This is a genomic window from Actinokineospora enzanensis DSM 44649 (genome assembly GCF_000374445.1).
GTDB lineage: Bacteria > Actinomycetota > Actinomycetes > Mycobacteriales > Pseudonocardiaceae > Actinokineospora > Actinokineospora enzanensis.
In genome coordinates this window covers 107,024-120,860 of sequence record NZ_KB894425.1, presented here as the reverse complement: position 1 = coordinate 120,860, position 13,837 = coordinate 107,024, and the positions used below count along the sequence as shown (strand labels likewise).

General features: G+C 71.0%; 16 protein-coding genes. 1 reads left to right on the top strand and 15 read right to left on the bottom strand.

All coding sequences use genetic code 11. From position 1 onward, the window contains the following. Positions 1-38 precede the first annotated feature (38 nt). From ccsB to C503_RS40625, 5 genes are all read right to left on the bottom strand, one after another. A complete protein-coding gene (gene ccsB / locus C503_RS0124385) occupies positions 39-1,013 on the bottom strand; it encodes a c-type cytochrome biogenesis protein CcsB (protein WP_018684854.1) in 975 nt (324 codons plus the stop codon). Further along, positions 1,013-2,623 carry a cytochrome c biogenesis protein ResB gene (gene resB, locus C503_RS0124380; RefSeq protein WP_018684853.1) on the bottom strand — a complete coding sequence of 537 codons (1,611 nt, stop codon included), beginning with the start codon at positions 2,621-2,623 and terminating at the stop codon, positions 1,013-1,015. The genes ccsB and resB overlap by 1 nt, the downstream gene beginning before the upstream one ends. Next, positions 2,620-3,390 (bottom strand): cytochrome c biogenesis CcdA family protein, encoded by a 771-nt coding sequence (locus C503_RS0124375; RefSeq protein WP_018684852.1) that lies wholly within the window; start codon positions 3,388-3,390, stop codon positions 2,620-2,622. Before C503_RS0124375 ends, resB begins: the two co-directional genes overlap by 4 nt. A 114-nt stretch (positions 3,391-3,504) precedes the next feature. Beyond that, a complete protein-coding gene (locus C503_RS0124370; protein ID WP_026316656.1) occupies positions 3,505-4,218 on the bottom strand; it encodes a GAF and ANTAR domain-containing protein in 714 nt (237 codons plus the stop codon). 1 nt (position 4,219) lies between these two features. After that, positions 4,220-4,942, bottom strand: coding sequence for an ANTAR domain-containing protein (locus C503_RS40625; RefSeq protein ID WP_018684850.1), 723 nt, complete (start codon positions 4,940-4,942; stop codon positions 4,220-4,222). A gap of 585 nt (positions 4,943-5,527) precedes the next feature. On the opposite strand from C503_RS40625, the gene C503_RS0124360 reads away from it, so the two are divergent. Beyond that, positions 5,528-6,031, top strand: a complete 504-nt coding sequence (locus tag C503_RS0124360) for a sigma-70 RNA polymerase sigma factor region 4 domain-containing protein (RefSeq protein ID WP_018684849.1) — start codon at positions 5,528-5,530, stop codon at positions 6,029-6,031. Between the two features lie 155 nt (positions 6,032-6,186). On the opposite strand, the gene C503_RS0124355 is transcribed toward C503_RS0124360, so the two are convergent. The 10 genes from C503_RS0124355 to C503_RS0124310 form a co-directional block, all read right to left on the bottom strand. Then, positions 6,187-6,759 carry a TlpA family protein disulfide reductase gene (locus C503_RS0124355; protein ID WP_018684848.1) on the bottom strand — a complete coding sequence of 191 codons (573 nt, stop codon included), beginning with the start codon at positions 6,757-6,759 and terminating at the stop codon, positions 6,187-6,189. Further along, positions 6,759-7,388, bottom strand: coding sequence for a histidine phosphatase family protein (locus C503_RS0124350; protein WP_018684847.1), 630 nt, complete (start codon positions 7,386-7,388; stop codon positions 6,759-6,761). The genes C503_RS0124355 and C503_RS0124350 overlap by 1 nt, the downstream gene beginning before the upstream one ends. Continuing rightward, entirely contained in the window at positions 7,385-8,704 is a 1,320-nt protein-coding gene (gene hemL, locus C503_RS0124345; RefSeq protein WP_245572577.1) for a glutamate-1-semialdehyde 2,1-aminomutase, read from the bottom strand. Before hemL ends, C503_RS0124350 begins: the two co-directional genes overlap by 4 nt. Before the next feature lie 36 nt (positions 8,705-8,740). Further along, positions 8,741-9,067, bottom strand: coding sequence for a hypothetical protein (locus C503_RS40620; protein ID WP_018684845.1), 327 nt, complete (start codon positions 9,065-9,067; stop codon positions 8,741-8,743). Between the two features lie 41 nt (positions 9,068-9,108). Beyond that, complete coding sequence (locus C503_RS46160) at positions 9,109-9,516, bottom strand: hypothetical protein (protein ID WP_018684844.1); 408 nt, start codon at positions 9,514-9,516, stop codon at positions 9,109-9,111. A gap of 162 nt (positions 9,517-9,678) precedes the next feature. Then, positions 9,679-10,218: a hypothetical protein gene (locus tag C503_RS40615; protein ID WP_156893433.1), complete on the bottom strand. Its 540-nt coding sequence runs from the start codon at positions 10,216-10,218 to the stop codon at positions 9,679-9,681. Positions 10,219-10,260: 42 nt separating this feature from the next. Next, complete coding sequence (locus tag C503_RS0124325; RefSeq protein ID WP_018684842.1) at positions 10,261-10,731, bottom strand: hypothetical protein; 471 nt, start codon at positions 10,729-10,731, stop codon at positions 10,261-10,263. Next, the gene (locus C503_RS0124320; RefSeq protein ID WP_018684841.1) at positions 10,728-11,213 is read right to left on the bottom strand and encodes a hypothetical protein; all 486 of its coding nucleotides are present in this window, start codon (positions 11,211-11,213) and stop codon (positions 10,728-10,730) included. The genes C503_RS0124325 and C503_RS0124320 overlap by 4 nt, the downstream gene beginning before the upstream one ends. Before the next feature lie 51 nt (positions 11,214-11,264). Next, the gene (gene hemB / locus C503_RS0124315; protein WP_018684840.1) at positions 11,265-12,242 is read right to left on the bottom strand and encodes a porphobilinogen synthase; all 978 of its coding nucleotides are present in this window, start codon (positions 12,240-12,242) and stop codon (positions 11,265-11,267) included. A gap of 62 nt (positions 12,243-12,304) precedes the next feature. Further along, positions 12,305-13,837 (bottom strand): bifunctional uroporphyrinogen-III C-methyltransferase/uroporphyrinogen-III synthase, encoded by a 1,533-nt coding sequence (locus tag C503_RS0124310; RefSeq protein WP_018684839.1) that lies wholly within the window; start codon positions 13,835-13,837, stop codon positions 12,305-12,307.

The following is a 13,837-nucleotide window of genomic DNA, read 5'->3' as shown; positions in this document are numbered from 1 at the left end:
ACTGTGCACAAGCAACCGCTGTCGGCCGCGCGCCGTTACTACCGGGCGTACGAGTGGAGCCCCGCGATGACCAGGTTGATGAAGAAGAGGTTGAACACCACCATGCCGAACGCCACCGAGTTGATCACGGCCGCGCGCGTGCCGCGCCAGCCCGCGGTGGCCCGGGAGTGCAGGTACCCGGCGTAGACGACCCAGGCCACGAAGGCCACCGTCTCCTTCGGGTCCCAGCCCCAGAACCGGCCCCAGGCGGCCTCAGCCCAGATCGCGCCGCAGATGATGCCGAAGGTGTAGATCGGGAAGGCGAAGATCGTGGTGCGGTAGGCCAGCCGGTCCAGCGAGTCCGCGTCGGGCAGCCGGGCGCCCAGACTGGCGAACTTGGCCGGGTTCGCGTCGTGCTTGACCTTCACCAGGTAGAGCAGGCTGACCACGCCGGGCACCAGGAACAACCCGCTGGACAGGATCGCCGCCGAGACGTGGATGACCAGCCAGTACGACTGGAGCGCGGGCTGCACCGGGGCGGCCGCGGTGTAGAGGGCGGTGCCGCCGAGGAACATCAGGATGACGACCGGGGTGAGCACGAACGCGCCGAGCCTGCGCACGTCGAACTTGCGCATCAGCACCAGCCAGGTGGCCACGGCGACGAACATCGCGGAGGCGCCGTACTCGTACATGTTGCCCCACGGCGCGCGCCCGGTGGCGACCCCGCGCAGCACGATGGAACCCAGGTGCAGCAGCGCGCCCAGCACGGTCAGCGCCACGGCCATCCGGCCGAAGCGGTCGGCCCGGCTGCGCCGCGGCGCCTCGGCGATCAACCCGATGGCGGGCGCGTCCGAGGCCGGTTCGACCGGCGCGCCCGCGCCGACGAGGACCTTGGCGGCGGCCTGCTCGGACTTCTTCGCCCGGCGGGTGAACGCCTGCTCGGTCGTGTAGAAGACCATGGCGAAGACGTAGACGAGCGCGGCGGCGCCGTAGAGCCAGTCGCCGTAGTTGGCCAGCGTCTCGTTGACCGGCATCAGGGATCCCTCCTGGGACTGAGCAGCTGCGCTGCGAGCCTGCTGAACTCCTCGCCGTAACCCGCCTGGTCGGTGCGAGCGAGACCGCCGACGCGCACCACCGTACGTCCCCCGTCGGCCCGTGTCGCACGCACCCACACCCGCCGCCGCTTGATCGTCAGCGAGGTGCCGAGGCCGAGGATCATCAGGACCGCGAACACCAGCACCCACAGCTGCGTGGGATCGTGCGAGACCTGCAGCGACACGAACGGCACCACACCGTCGAAGCTGACCTTCGTGCCGTCGTCCAGGGTGATCACGCCGCCGGGCTTGAGGTTCTCCCTGGCCACCCGGGTCAGCCTGCCGCTGTCCACCAGCGACTGGTCGATCTCGAAGATGGACTGCCCGCGCCCGGACTCCAGCCCCAGGTCGCCGCGCATCACGTCGATGGCCACCGCGGGGTCGCGCAGCGCGGGATGGCTGGAGCTGAGGATCTTGTCCTGGATCAGCGCGGTCGGCGCGAACAGGCCGGTGATGGCGATCTGCCGCTGCCGCCGCTCGGCCGAGTCGGTGACGCCGGGCGGGTCGAACTTGGTGGCGCCCTCGGAGAGCATGGTCAGCTGGTCGACCGGCCGCCACTGGATGGTCTGGGTGCGCCGTTGCCCGTCCGGGAAGGTGACCGTGAACGTCGGCGCGTACCCGCGGCCGAGCAGGTAGACGCGGTCCCCGACGATCCGCAGCGGCTCGTTGACGCGCAGGTCGTAGGGCCGCCAGGTGCCGCTGTCCAGGTCGCCGGCCGCCTGGTAGTCGATTTTCGCGGTGAACTGCTCGGCCTGGCCATTGGGCAGGTAGGTGGCGTCGAAGCTGTTCACCCGCACGCAGAACGGGTCCAGGTCGGTGCCGTCCACGCGCAGGCCGGGCCGGAACGAGTCGTAGCCGAGCGTGCCGGAGTTGCAGAACTGGGAGCCGTCGGCGAGGACGATGACCTGGCCTTCGTAGTTGAACATCTTGCCCAGCGCGAGCGCCACGATCAGCCCGAGCATGGCGAAGTGGAACAGCAGGTTGCCCGCTTCGCGCAGGTAACCGCGTTCGGCGCTGAGGCTGATGCCCTCGGTTTCCGCGCGCTCGACGACCCGCCACCCCTTGAGCCGGGTCTTGGCCGCCGCCACGACCTCCTCGGGCGCCGTGTCGGTCTCGGTGGTCGCGTGATGCGGCAGGCGGCTGAGGTTGCGCGGGGTGAGCACCGGCTTGGCGCGCAGCGCGCGGGCGTACTCGACGGTGCGCGGCAGCAGACAGCCGACCAGGGAGATGAACAACAGCAGGTAGATCGCGGAGAACCAGACGCTGGCGTAGACGTCGAAGAACTGCAGCCGGTCGAGCAGCGTGCCCCACCAGCCGTGCGCGTCGATGTAGTCGAGAACCCTGGGCAGGTTCAGCGACCGCTGCGGCAGCAACGCGCCCGGCAGCGCGGCCAGCGCGAGCAGGAACAGCAGGATCAGCGCGGTGCGCATCGAGGTGAGCCCGCGCCACGTGTTGCGGCCGAACGCGAGCAGCCGTCTCGGGCCCGTGGGGGGTTGGGCGGGCTTGTCGTCGCCGACCGCGTCGTCGGTCTCGGGATCGCTGACCGTCATATCGGCAACCGGAAGTCGGACACGAAGGCGTTTTGCAGGTAGGACACCAGGTCACCCCACAGACCGGTCACCAGCAGGATGCCCACCACCAGCAGCAGCGCCCCGCCGAACAGTTGGATGGCCCGGCCGTGCGTGCGCAGCCAGGTGGTCGCCCGCACGGCCCAGCGCGCGCCGAGGGCGATGATCAGGAACGGCAGGCCCAGGCCCAGGCAGTAGACGACCACGAGCAGATACCCGCGCGCAGCGGTACCACCGGTGGACGCCGCGATGGTCATCACGCCGGACAACGTCGGCCCGAGACAGGGCGTCCACCCCAACGCGAAGATCGCGCCCAGCACGGGCGCGCCCGCCAGGCCGAACCGCGGGGTCTTGTGGATGCGGATGTCCTTCTGCAGACCAGGGATCAACCCGATGAACACCAGCGCCATGGCGATGGTCAACACGCCGCCGACGCGCTGCAGCAGATCCTGGTTGAGGGAAAGGGCATCGGCCAGCCACACCAGACTGCCCACGGCGGCCACGAACACGACCGTGAAACCGAGCACGAACAGGCCCACCGCGCCCATCACCCGGTAGCGGCCCCTCTTGCGCTCCTCGCCATCACTGACCGCGGGCGCCTCCGCACCGACCAGCGCGGCGAGATAGGCCAAGTAACCGGGCACGAGCGGCACCACACAGGGAGACGCGAACGAGATGAACCCGGCCAGCAAGGATAGGCCTGCCGCCACCACGAGCGGCCCGGAGATCGCCAGCTGCGTCGGGTCCACCCGATCAGCGTAGGGACCGGCCGTCCTGCCTCGTTGCGGGGTGGCCCGCACGGGGGTCTGGGTCACACAGCGCGCCCCCGAGTCCGGTCGACGGCGGGCAGGCGGCTCGGTGGCTCAGCGGTCGGGCTCCGGCCGCCACGCACCCGAGACCACCAGCTCGGCCAAGTCGCTGAGGCCGATCGACCGGGCACGGGCGTGTCCGCGCAATACCTCGAAGGCCCGGCCGACATCGAGCCCGAGCCGCTCGGCGAGCACCCCCTTGGCCTGCTCGATGATGATCCGGCTGTTGAGCGCGTACTGCAACTGCTCGGCGAGCACCTGGTGGTCCCGGATCGACCGCGCCTGCAGCAGGCCGATGGTGGCCACGCCCACCAGCCCTTTGGCCGTGCGCCAGGACAACTCGTCGAGCGGGCCGGGTGCCGCGCGGAACAGGCTGAGCGCGCCGATCGTCTCCGCGCGCAGGCGCATCGGGATCGCGAACACCGCGCGGTAGCCAGCCGCCAACGCGACCGCGGCGAACTCGGCCTCCGACGGGTCCACCGATTCCAGGTCGGGGCGGGCGACCGGCTCCCCGGTGAGGTACGCGTGCACGCACGGCCCCCGGTTCCGGCGCAACTGATGCAGCTCCAGCTCGTACACCACCTCGTTCGAACTGGCGACCGCGTGCAGGTCGCCGTCGGCAGTGGCGAGCAGCAGGCCTGCCGCGTCCGCGGCGAGCAGTTCCACACTCCGGTCGACCAGGATGTGCAGGAACTCGATCACATCGAAGTCGTTGACGAGCGTGTCCGCGAGTTCGACGAAGGTCTCCACAAGTCGCTGGTGCCGCACCTCAGCTCCCCTCATCACGTCGGTCGTCGTGGTCGGTACCCGGGTGGTCCAAGGCGAAGCGCACCCGTCGGGCGACGACGTCCTCGGCCAGTCCGGCAAGCTCGCGCCCCTCCGCGAACGCCCTGGCCCGCAGGCTGGCGAAGGCCGCGGACATGTCCACCCCCAGCTGCACGGCGACCATCCCGGTGGCTTGGTGGATCTGGGGTCTGGTCAGTGGCACGGTCTCGGCGACCACGAGGTCCATGGCCATCCTGGCGAACAGCGCCGCCTCGACCAGCGCGACCGCGGACAGTGTGCCGGTCGACACACGGTACGCCCCGAACGTCCCGAGGCGTACCGCGCCGATCGCCATCGGGAAGGCGAACACCGCCGCGATGTCCGATACCGTGCCCGACTGGCTGAACAGCGGCCACCGAGTGGCCGCGGCGTGCGTGGTGAGGTCGCCGACCAGCACGGGAACGCCGGACGCCCGGGCCGTGGTCAGCGGCCCCTGCCCGGTGGTCAGCTCCAGGTCGGCGAGCCGCAGACCCGCGGCGCCCACCGCGTGCGTGGCCACCGCGCCGTTGCCGACCGAGATCACCAGGAGCACGCCGTCCACCTCGAGCCTGCGGCAGGCCAACGCGCACAGCAGGTCCGGGGTGAGCTCGGCGCCGGACTCGGCGACAGCGGAAGACAGCCACGTCAACAGCGCGGACCGCTGTCCGGACCTGCCGTCATAGCCCACGCCTGCCGCTTTTCCCGAATTTTGCCTCGGTTGCCCGCGGCGGCGGGCAACCGTGCAGCCACGATAGCGCCCATCTCGGCCGCGGCGGTTGGTGGAGTCTAGGGCGTTCGAGTGACCGAGGTGGCAGCATCCGAGCGAGGGGAGAATAGTTATGGCCGTGCCCCAGACCCCGGCGCTGTGTTACAGCGACGACGCGGAGCGGTGGTGCGATCCATGCACGACATCGGGAGATTGACCCGCCCACAACCTACCAGTGCGCCGATCAACGACACCCACATTCGTGCTCGCGCACTGCGCGAAATCGCGGCCACGAATGCACGTACCAGCCGGAATCCGGGCTGCGGAAAGTATTCACGCAAATGGACCAGTCCATCACCCCCGCCCAGGACAACCATTGCGTCGACGTATCGAGCCGCGCAGGATCGAACATGACACGAGGCGTGTGTCGATGGGCATCAGCAGGGGATGCCCCATTGCGCGAGGGTGTCGGTTGAGGCGATGCGGGTATCGACAGTACGCACGCGCTCCCGGCACCCTCGCGCGCCATCCACCGATCAGCACAGAACGGGGAACGACGAGACTCCCATGCTGACCACCGATCAGGCGTGGGCCCGCTGCGTGCGCCGCAGGCCGCGGCTTCGCCGGATCGTCGCGCGCTACGGCCTGCCCGAGCACACCGATGACGTGGTGCACGACGTCTTCGTCGCCGTCATGTCGATGCCGAGGCTGTACCCGGAAGGATTCGACGCACTGCTCGACACGGCGGTGTGGCGGCGTTGCAAAACCATCGCCACTATCGAAGCCACCCAATACCGGCTCGGGTTCGAGGCCGTACTCGACCCCGGCGACACAGCGGACCACTCCGATTCCGTGCACGACCGGGTGGACGCGAGACGGTTGCTCCAAGACAGCGGAGCGCTCACCGAACCGTACATCTGGGTGCTCGCCATGATGAGCCTCGGACTCCACCGCCGAGAAATCTCACAGAAGACCGGGACACCGATCAGCGAGGTCGACCGGGCAATCAGAGGTATACGCAGGAGGGTTCGGGAGAAGACATCGGATAGGCTGCCACAGAAATACCCCTGAAATCACGGGGCGGGGGCGGCGGTGGCGGGGCGGGTGCAAGGGGGCGCCCCGCCACCTCGTTTCCGACCTGTCTCGACCAGCCGACCAACGGATTGCCCGTTATCCAGTATTCGGCCATCTTCCCGAGAAAGACGACGGGCAAGACTCGGGCGTCGTTATTCCGCGACGAGTTCGTCCAACACCGGGGCGAGATCCTCGGCCAGCAGGTCGCGCAGGAACACCGCGGCTACCCGGCCCTGTTTGTCGATCACGAACGTGGCGGGCACGACCGCGCGGGGCACGCCCTTGAGAGCGAGGAGACTGCGGCCGGGCGGGTCGTACACGGACGGGTAGGTGAGCTTCCGGTCGCGTACGAAGTCCTGGGCGGCTTGGCGGTCGTTGTCGCGTACGTCGATGCCGAGTACCTGGACGCCGTTGGCCTCGTAGGTGTTCTGGACCTCTTGCAGCCTTGGCGCCTCGGTGCGACAGGGGCCGCACCACTGGCCCCAGACGTTGATCACCACCACCTTGCCGCGGTAGTCCGTGAGGGACAGTCGTTTCGAGTCGTCGAGCAGGTCCGGGCCGGACATGTCCGGCAGGGGTTTGCGGTCGGGGCCGTCGTAGGTGATGTCGGTTTTGCCGCCGGGTGAGACGAACACGAAGTTCGAGTCGGTGCCCGCGTCCTTTTCGGCCGAGCACGCGGACAGGGCGAGCACTCCGGTCAGTACGCCCACGAGCAGCTTGCGCATCACGCCCCCGTGGTCTTCGGGTCGCTGACGCCCGCCGGTTCCGCGTAGCGGATTCCGACCAGTTGTTCGTCCTCGAACACGAGGCTGGTCAATGAGGCCAGTGAGCACTGCCTACGGCGTGGGTCGTGCCAGAGGCGCTTGCCTTCCAGGTAGCGCCGCACTGTCCACACGGGCAGTTGGTGCGATACGCACACGGCCTCGTGCCCGGTTGCCGCCTCACGGGCGCGGTGTACCGCGCCGAGCATGCGGTGGGCGATCTTCAGGTATGGCTCGCCCCAGGACGGGGTGAACGGGTTGCGAAGGTGGGGCCAGTTGCGCATGGACCGCAACGCGCCGTCGCCGACGGAGACCTTCTGGCCTTCGAAGACGTTCTCCGACTCGATGAGCCGGTCGTCGGTGGCCAGTTCTAACCGGTGCGAGGCGGCGATCGGGGTCGCGGTCTCCTGCGCGCGTTGCAGCGGTGAGGCGACCACGTGCGTGATGTCGTTGTCCCCCAGGTATTCCGCCACGGTGATCGCCTGGCGGCGGCCGGTGTCGGACAGGCGGAAGCCGGGCAGCCTGCCGTAGAGGATCCCGGTGGGGTTGTGCACCTCGCCGTGCCGCAGCAGGTGGACGATCGTCTGGGTCACGCGGGCTCCTTCGCCGCCGCGGCGGCCTCGGCGGCGGGCGGCAGGGCGGCGGCGATCTGCTCGAACGCCGCGTCGTCCAGGGCAGCGCTGACGAACCACGCCTCGAACGCGCTGGGCGGCGGGTAGACGCCGTGGTCGAGCATGGCGTGAAAGAACGGGGGGAACCGCCAGGTCTGCGCGGCCTTGGCGCCCGCGTAGTCGACGACCGGGTCCTCGGTGAAGAACACGCTGACCAGGTTGCCCGCGAACTGCACCTGGTGCGGCACGCCCGCCTTGTCCAGCGTGGAGGTCAGCAGCGCGCCGAGCCGGTTCGCGTTGGCGTCCAGCGCGCGGTAGACGTTCTCGTCGGCGGCGCGCAGCGTGGCCAGGCCCGCCGCGACGGCCACCGGGTTCCCGGACAGCGTGCCCGCCTGGTAGACCGGGCCCGCCGGAGCGAGCGCGGCCATCACGTCCGCGCGGCCGCCGAACGCGGCCGCGGGCAGGCCGCCGGACATGACCTTGCCGAACGTGTAGAGGTCGCCATCGACCTGGTCCAGGCCGTACCAGCCCGCGGCGGAGACGCGGAAGCCGGTCATCACCTCGTCCATGATCAGCAGCGCGCCGTGCTCGCGGGTGATCTCGCGCAGGCCCGCGTTGAACCCGGGCACCGGGGCGACCGCGCCCATGTTCCCGGCCGCCGCCTCGGTGATCACCGCCGCGATGGACGGGCCGTGCTCGGCGAACGCGGCGCGCACCGCGGCGAGGTCGTTGTAGGGCAGCACCAACGTGTCCTCTGCCTGCGCGCCGGTGACTCCCGGCGTGGTCGGCAGGCCCAGGGTGGCCAGGCCGGAGCCCGCCTCGGCGAGCAGCGCGTCGACGTGGCCGTGGTAGCAGCCCGCGAACTTCACAATCCGCTTGCGCCCGGTGAACCCGCGGGCCAGCCGGATCGCGCTCATGGTCGCCTCGGTGCCCGAGTTCACCAGCCGGACCTGCCGGACCGGGTCGACCCGCCGGATGATCTCCTCGGCCAGGTCGATCTCGCCCGCGGTCGGCGTGCCGAACGACAGCCCGTTGACCGCCGCCTCGCGCACCGCATCGACCACCGTCGGATGCGCGTGCCCGAGGATCATCGGCCCCCATGAGGAGACCAGGTCGACGTAGCGGTTGTCGTCGGCGTCCCACAGGTACGCGCCGAGTCCGTTGACCATGAACCGGGGCGTGCCGCCGACCGCGTTGAAGGCGCGGACCGGGGAGTTGACCCCGCCCGGGATGACCGCCCGCGCCCGGTCGAACAGGGCGGCCGAGCCGCGCACGTGTGCCTGCACCTCAGCTGTCACCCGACCAGTCTCGCAAACCCGGCCGAGTGCCCGCGCTCACGCCCGCCGGGAGCGGGTGCGCACCGCCAGCGCCAGCTGTCGACCGGCGTCGAGCAGCACCAGCGCGGCGACCGTGCCCGCGGCGACCGCGGACCCGATCCAGTTGCCCAGGTAGTTCTCGAAGTCCAGGTCGGGCCGCTCGGGGATCCGGCTCAGTGGCACCACGCCGCGGCCGTAGAGCCACACCGCCAGCCACACCAGCAGGCCCGCCAGCACCAGTTCGACGGCGGCGATCACGGCCCGGCGCGGCTGGTTGAGCGGTCCGGCGCCGGTGGGCCACCGCAGTCCGGGGGCCTCGGGTTCGGTGGTCTCCGCCGCGGTCACCCGGTCAGCCTCTCATGCCCGCCCGGCGCGCACGCGCCCAGTCAGACCTCTCCGCCGCGCACCACCGCGAAATACGCACGTGCGTCGACCCTCAACAGCAGCGTGACCACCGCCACCCAGATGCCGACCAGCAGGATTCCCAGGTACGGCGCCAGCGGGGCGGCGTGCGCGTTGGCCGCGGCGGGCGCGCACAGCGCAGCCAGCAGCGCGGTGGCCAGCAGCGCGACCCTGGCCCACGCCTTGCCCGCGAACACCGGCCAGGCCAGCAACAGCGCGATGCCCGCCGAGACCCCGGCGCCCATCCCCAGGTAGCCCGGCGACCGGCCGGAGTACACCAGCAGGGCGGCGGCCAGCGCGGCGCCCACCACCGCGCCGCACGCGGCCCCGACTACCGCGCGCGGGCGGCGACGAAGGTTTTCCGGCTCCAGGGCGGGGATCGGGTCGGTCACGGGAGATATGTAGCCGCGCGCCGGTCCCGTGTTACGAGGCGAGCGCCACGTCCACCGCGGCGTCCCGAATCGATGAAGAAGCCGTCTGTACAGGGAAGTACCGGCAGACGATCGGGTGTCCGCGGCCGCGGCCACCCGATCGCGCGAACGGTCCGGCCTGGCCTACCTCGGCCGGTTGCTCGCGGTGAAGTAGCCCGCGGAGTCGCGCACGAACATGAACACGATCGCGCCGCCGATCAACAGCACCTGCACGATGGTGAGCACGACGACGATCCCCGCGCCGCCGCCGCGCAGGCTGACCAGGCTCATCACGATGCCGATGCCGCCGAGCACGGTGAGCGTGATCCGGGCCCAGTTGCGGCCCGCGCGCATCTTGAACGCGAACAGCAGGTACAGCCCGAAGAAGATCACCGTGAACACGCCGCTGAGGATCAGCGCGGCGCTGACCACCTTGTCGATGTTCTCCGCGGCCAGGGACTGGTGCGACTGCTCCAGCGAGGTGCGGGCGGCCGCGCGCATGGCGTCGCGGCCGAAGATGATGCTCACCACGAAGCCGAGCACGTTCAGCCCGGCGTTGGCCATCCAGAGGCTGAACGCGGTGTCCACGGACTTCGGCCGGGGTACCGGCGGCGCCTCGGGCACCGGCGGGGCGGCGGGCATGGGTTCGTAGCGGGGCGGTTGTTGAGGATCGCTCGATGTCATGCGTCAACGCTATGGCGTACGGATCACGGTCGCACACCTGATTTAGGACGGCCGCTCACGGTTCCGGTCCACCAGCTTGGTCAGCTCGGCGACCAGGGCCGCCGGGTCGCGCGCCCAGCCGAGCACGACCAAGCCGTCCGCGAGTTCCAGCGGGATCTCGGTGGTCTTCTTCGGCACGGTCCACCCACCACCGAGTGGCCGGGCACCCACCGGGACGCCGACATCCGTGACCCGGGTGATCCTCGCCACGGCCAGCGTCTCCCGACCCTGCCGCAGCGTGCTCGGCGTCAATTCCACGAGGCAGACCTTGCGGCGGGCGGACACCCAGACCGCCGCCAATCCGGCCAGTGTCACCGCGAGCAGCACCCAGGCCAGTCGGTGCACCGGCCCGGTCATGGCCTCAACGCCGTATCCGGCGGCGCAGAACAGCGGTCCCCACAGCACCGGCCACCAGGTCGAGCCGTGCTCACGATGCAACACCGGACCATCGCGGTCCGGGAGATCGTCGGTCACCGGTCGGGGCTCGGGTAGAAGCGGCGGGCGCCGCGAACATAGAACAGGCCGATCCCGACCAACGTCAGCAGCGAGCTGAGCTGGCCGTAGATGGTGACCCGGCCAAGCGCGTACTCGAAGATCGACGCGAACACCGCGATCACCAGCAGCAGCGTCCGCGCCTTCCGCACCCCGCGCAGCGCCTGGTAGCCCAGCAGCAGGAAGAACGACAGGAACATGGCCGCGCCGAGCACCAGCCACCAGGACAGTCCGATCGCGGCCTGGGTCTGGTCGGCGAGGTTCAGGTCGGGCATCCGCTTCACCTGGTCCCGCGCCCACTCCTCGCGCAGCGCGAAGAACAGCGACCCGCCGATGATGCCGACGACGCCCGCGGCCAGCAGCACCCAGAACCCGGCGCGAACCACCCCCGGCGCACGACCTGGCGCGGCGTCCTCCGCCGCATCGGCGGTGGGCATGACCGGGGGTTCCTCGGGCACCGTCACCGCGCGAACATACCCGGCAGTCCCCGACAGATCTCACCACATCCCGCGACCTCAGGACTCGCGCAGCCAGCCCGCGGCCTCGGTGGCCCAGTAGGTGAGGATCACGTCCGCGCCCGCGCGTCGGATCGAGGTGAGCGTCTCCAGCACCGTGCGCCGCCGGTCCAGCCAGCCGTTCGCGGCCGCGGCCTCGACCATCGCGTACTCGCCGGACACCTGGTACGCCGCGACCGGCACGTCCGCGACCTCGCGCACCGCGCGGATCACGTCCAGGTAGGCCAGCGCGGGCTTGACCATCACCAGGTCGGCACCCTCGGTCAGGTCCAGCGACACCTCGCGCAGCGCCTCGCGGACGTTGGCCGGGTCCTGCTGGTAGCTCATCCGGTCGCCGGTCAGCTGCGACTCCACCGCCTCCCGGAACGGGCCGAAGAAGGCGGAGGCGAACTTGGCCGAGTAGGCCAGGATGCCGGTGTCGATGTGCCCGGCGGCGTCCAGCGCCTCGCGGATCACGCCGACCTGGCCGTCCATCATCCCGCTCGGGCCGAGATACTGGGCGCCCGCGTCGGCCTGGGCCAGCGCCATGTCCGCGTAGACGGCCAGGGTGGCGTCGTTGTCCACGCCGCCGTTGCCGTCGAGCACGCCGCAGTGGCCGTGGTCGGTGAACTCGTCCAGGCACAGGTCCGACATCAGCACGGTGTCGTCGCCGAGCTCGGCGCGCAGGTCGCGCAGGGCGAGGTTGAGCACGCCCTCCGGGTCGATGCCGCCGGAACCGGTGGCGTCGCGCTTCAGCGGCACGCCGAACAGCATGATCCCGCCGACCCCGGCCTGCACGGCTTCCACGGCGGCCTTGCGCAGCGTGTCGCGGGTGTGCTGGACGACCCCGGGCATGCTGGCGATCGGCACCGGCTCGGTGGCGCCTTCCTTGACGAACATGGGCAGCACCAGCTGCCGGGGCCGCACCTCGGTCTCGGCGACCAGGCGGCGCAGCGCGGGCGTGCGGCGCAGCCTGCGCGGGCGGTGGCTGGGGAACATGGGAGTCCTTTCCCGGACAACGAAAACGGGCGGCGTGCCAGGGCACGCCGCCCGTGTCAGAGCTAGCGCCGGGCGCGCTTGGTCTTGCGCGGCGGCGGCAACGCGCCCTCGGCGCGCAGCCGGGCGGCGTGCTCGGCGAGCGCGTCGACCAGCGCGGGCACCGTGGCGTGTTCGGGCTGGACGTCGACCCGAAGGCCGAACTCGCGGGCCGTCTCGGCGGTCTTGGGGCCGATGCAGGCCACCAGGGTCCGCGCGTGCGGCTTGCCCGCGATGCCCACCAGGTTGCGCACGGTGGAGGACGAGGTGAAGCACACCGCGTCGAACCCACCGGTCTTGATCATCTCGCGGGTCTCGGCGGGCGGCGGCGCCGCCCGCACGGTGCGGTAGGCGGTCACGTCGTCGATCTCCCAGCCGCGGTCGCGCAGACCGGCGGCGAGGGTCTCGGTGGCGATGTCCGCGCGCGGCAGCAGCACCCGCTCGACCGGGTCGAGGATGTCGTCGTACGGCGGGAAGTCGGCCAGCAGGCCCTCGCTGGACTGCTCGCCGGAGGGCACCAGCTCGGGGTTGATGCCGAACGAGCGCACCTTGGCCGCGGTCGCCTCGCCGACACAGGCGATCTTCACGCCGGAGAAGGCGCGGGCGTCCAGGCCGAACTCGGCGAACTTCTCCCAGACCGCGCGCACCGCGTTGGTGGAGGTGAAGATGACCCACTGGTAGCGGCCGTCGACCAGGCCCTTGACCGAGCGCTCCATCTGCGCCGGGCTGCGCGGCGGCTCGACCGAGATGGTCGGCACCTCGCTGGGGATGGCGCCGTGCAGGTGCAGCCGCTCGCTCATCTCGCCTGCTTGGTCCTTGGTGCGCGGCACCAGGACCCGCCAGCCGTAGAGGGCGCGTGACTCCCACCAGGACAGCTTGGCCCGCTGCCCGACCGCCTGGCCGACGGTGACCACCAGGTGCCCGGACATCTCGCCCGCGTCGGCGGCCAGCGAGGCCAGCGTGGTGTCGATGGTGCGCTGACTGGTGTGCGTGCCGTCGGCGGTCACCGCGACCGGCGTCTGCGCCGCCAGCCCGTGCTCGACCAGCGAGGAGGCCGCCTCGGCGAGGTGGCTGGCGCTGGCGTGCAGCACGATCGGGCCGGGCACCGCGGCCAAGCCCGCCCAGTCGATGTCGCCGCGCACGTCGACCTCGGTGTGTGTGGAGCCGAGCGCGATCCCGGCGTACGCGGGCACCGCGGTGCCCGGCGAGACGCCCGGGATGACGTCGAACACCGCACTGGTGCGCGCGACCGCCTGCGCCTCGGCGACGACCGCCGAGTGCGTCAGCGGGTCGCCCGCGACCAGGCGGACCACGACGCGTCCGGCCTTCGCCTCGGCGGCGAGGTCCTTGGCCACGTCGGCTGGCTGCCCGACGGCGGGCCGTACCTCGGCGCCCGGCCGGGCCAGGGCGAGTACGCCCGCGGGGACGTCGGGGTCGGTCACCACGAGCTCCGCGCGGTCGAGCAGCTCTTTCGCGCGGACGGTGAGCAGTCCCGCGTCACCGGGGCCGGAGCCCACGAAGGCGACGCGTCCGGGGGACTTTCGTGCACGGGTGGTCAT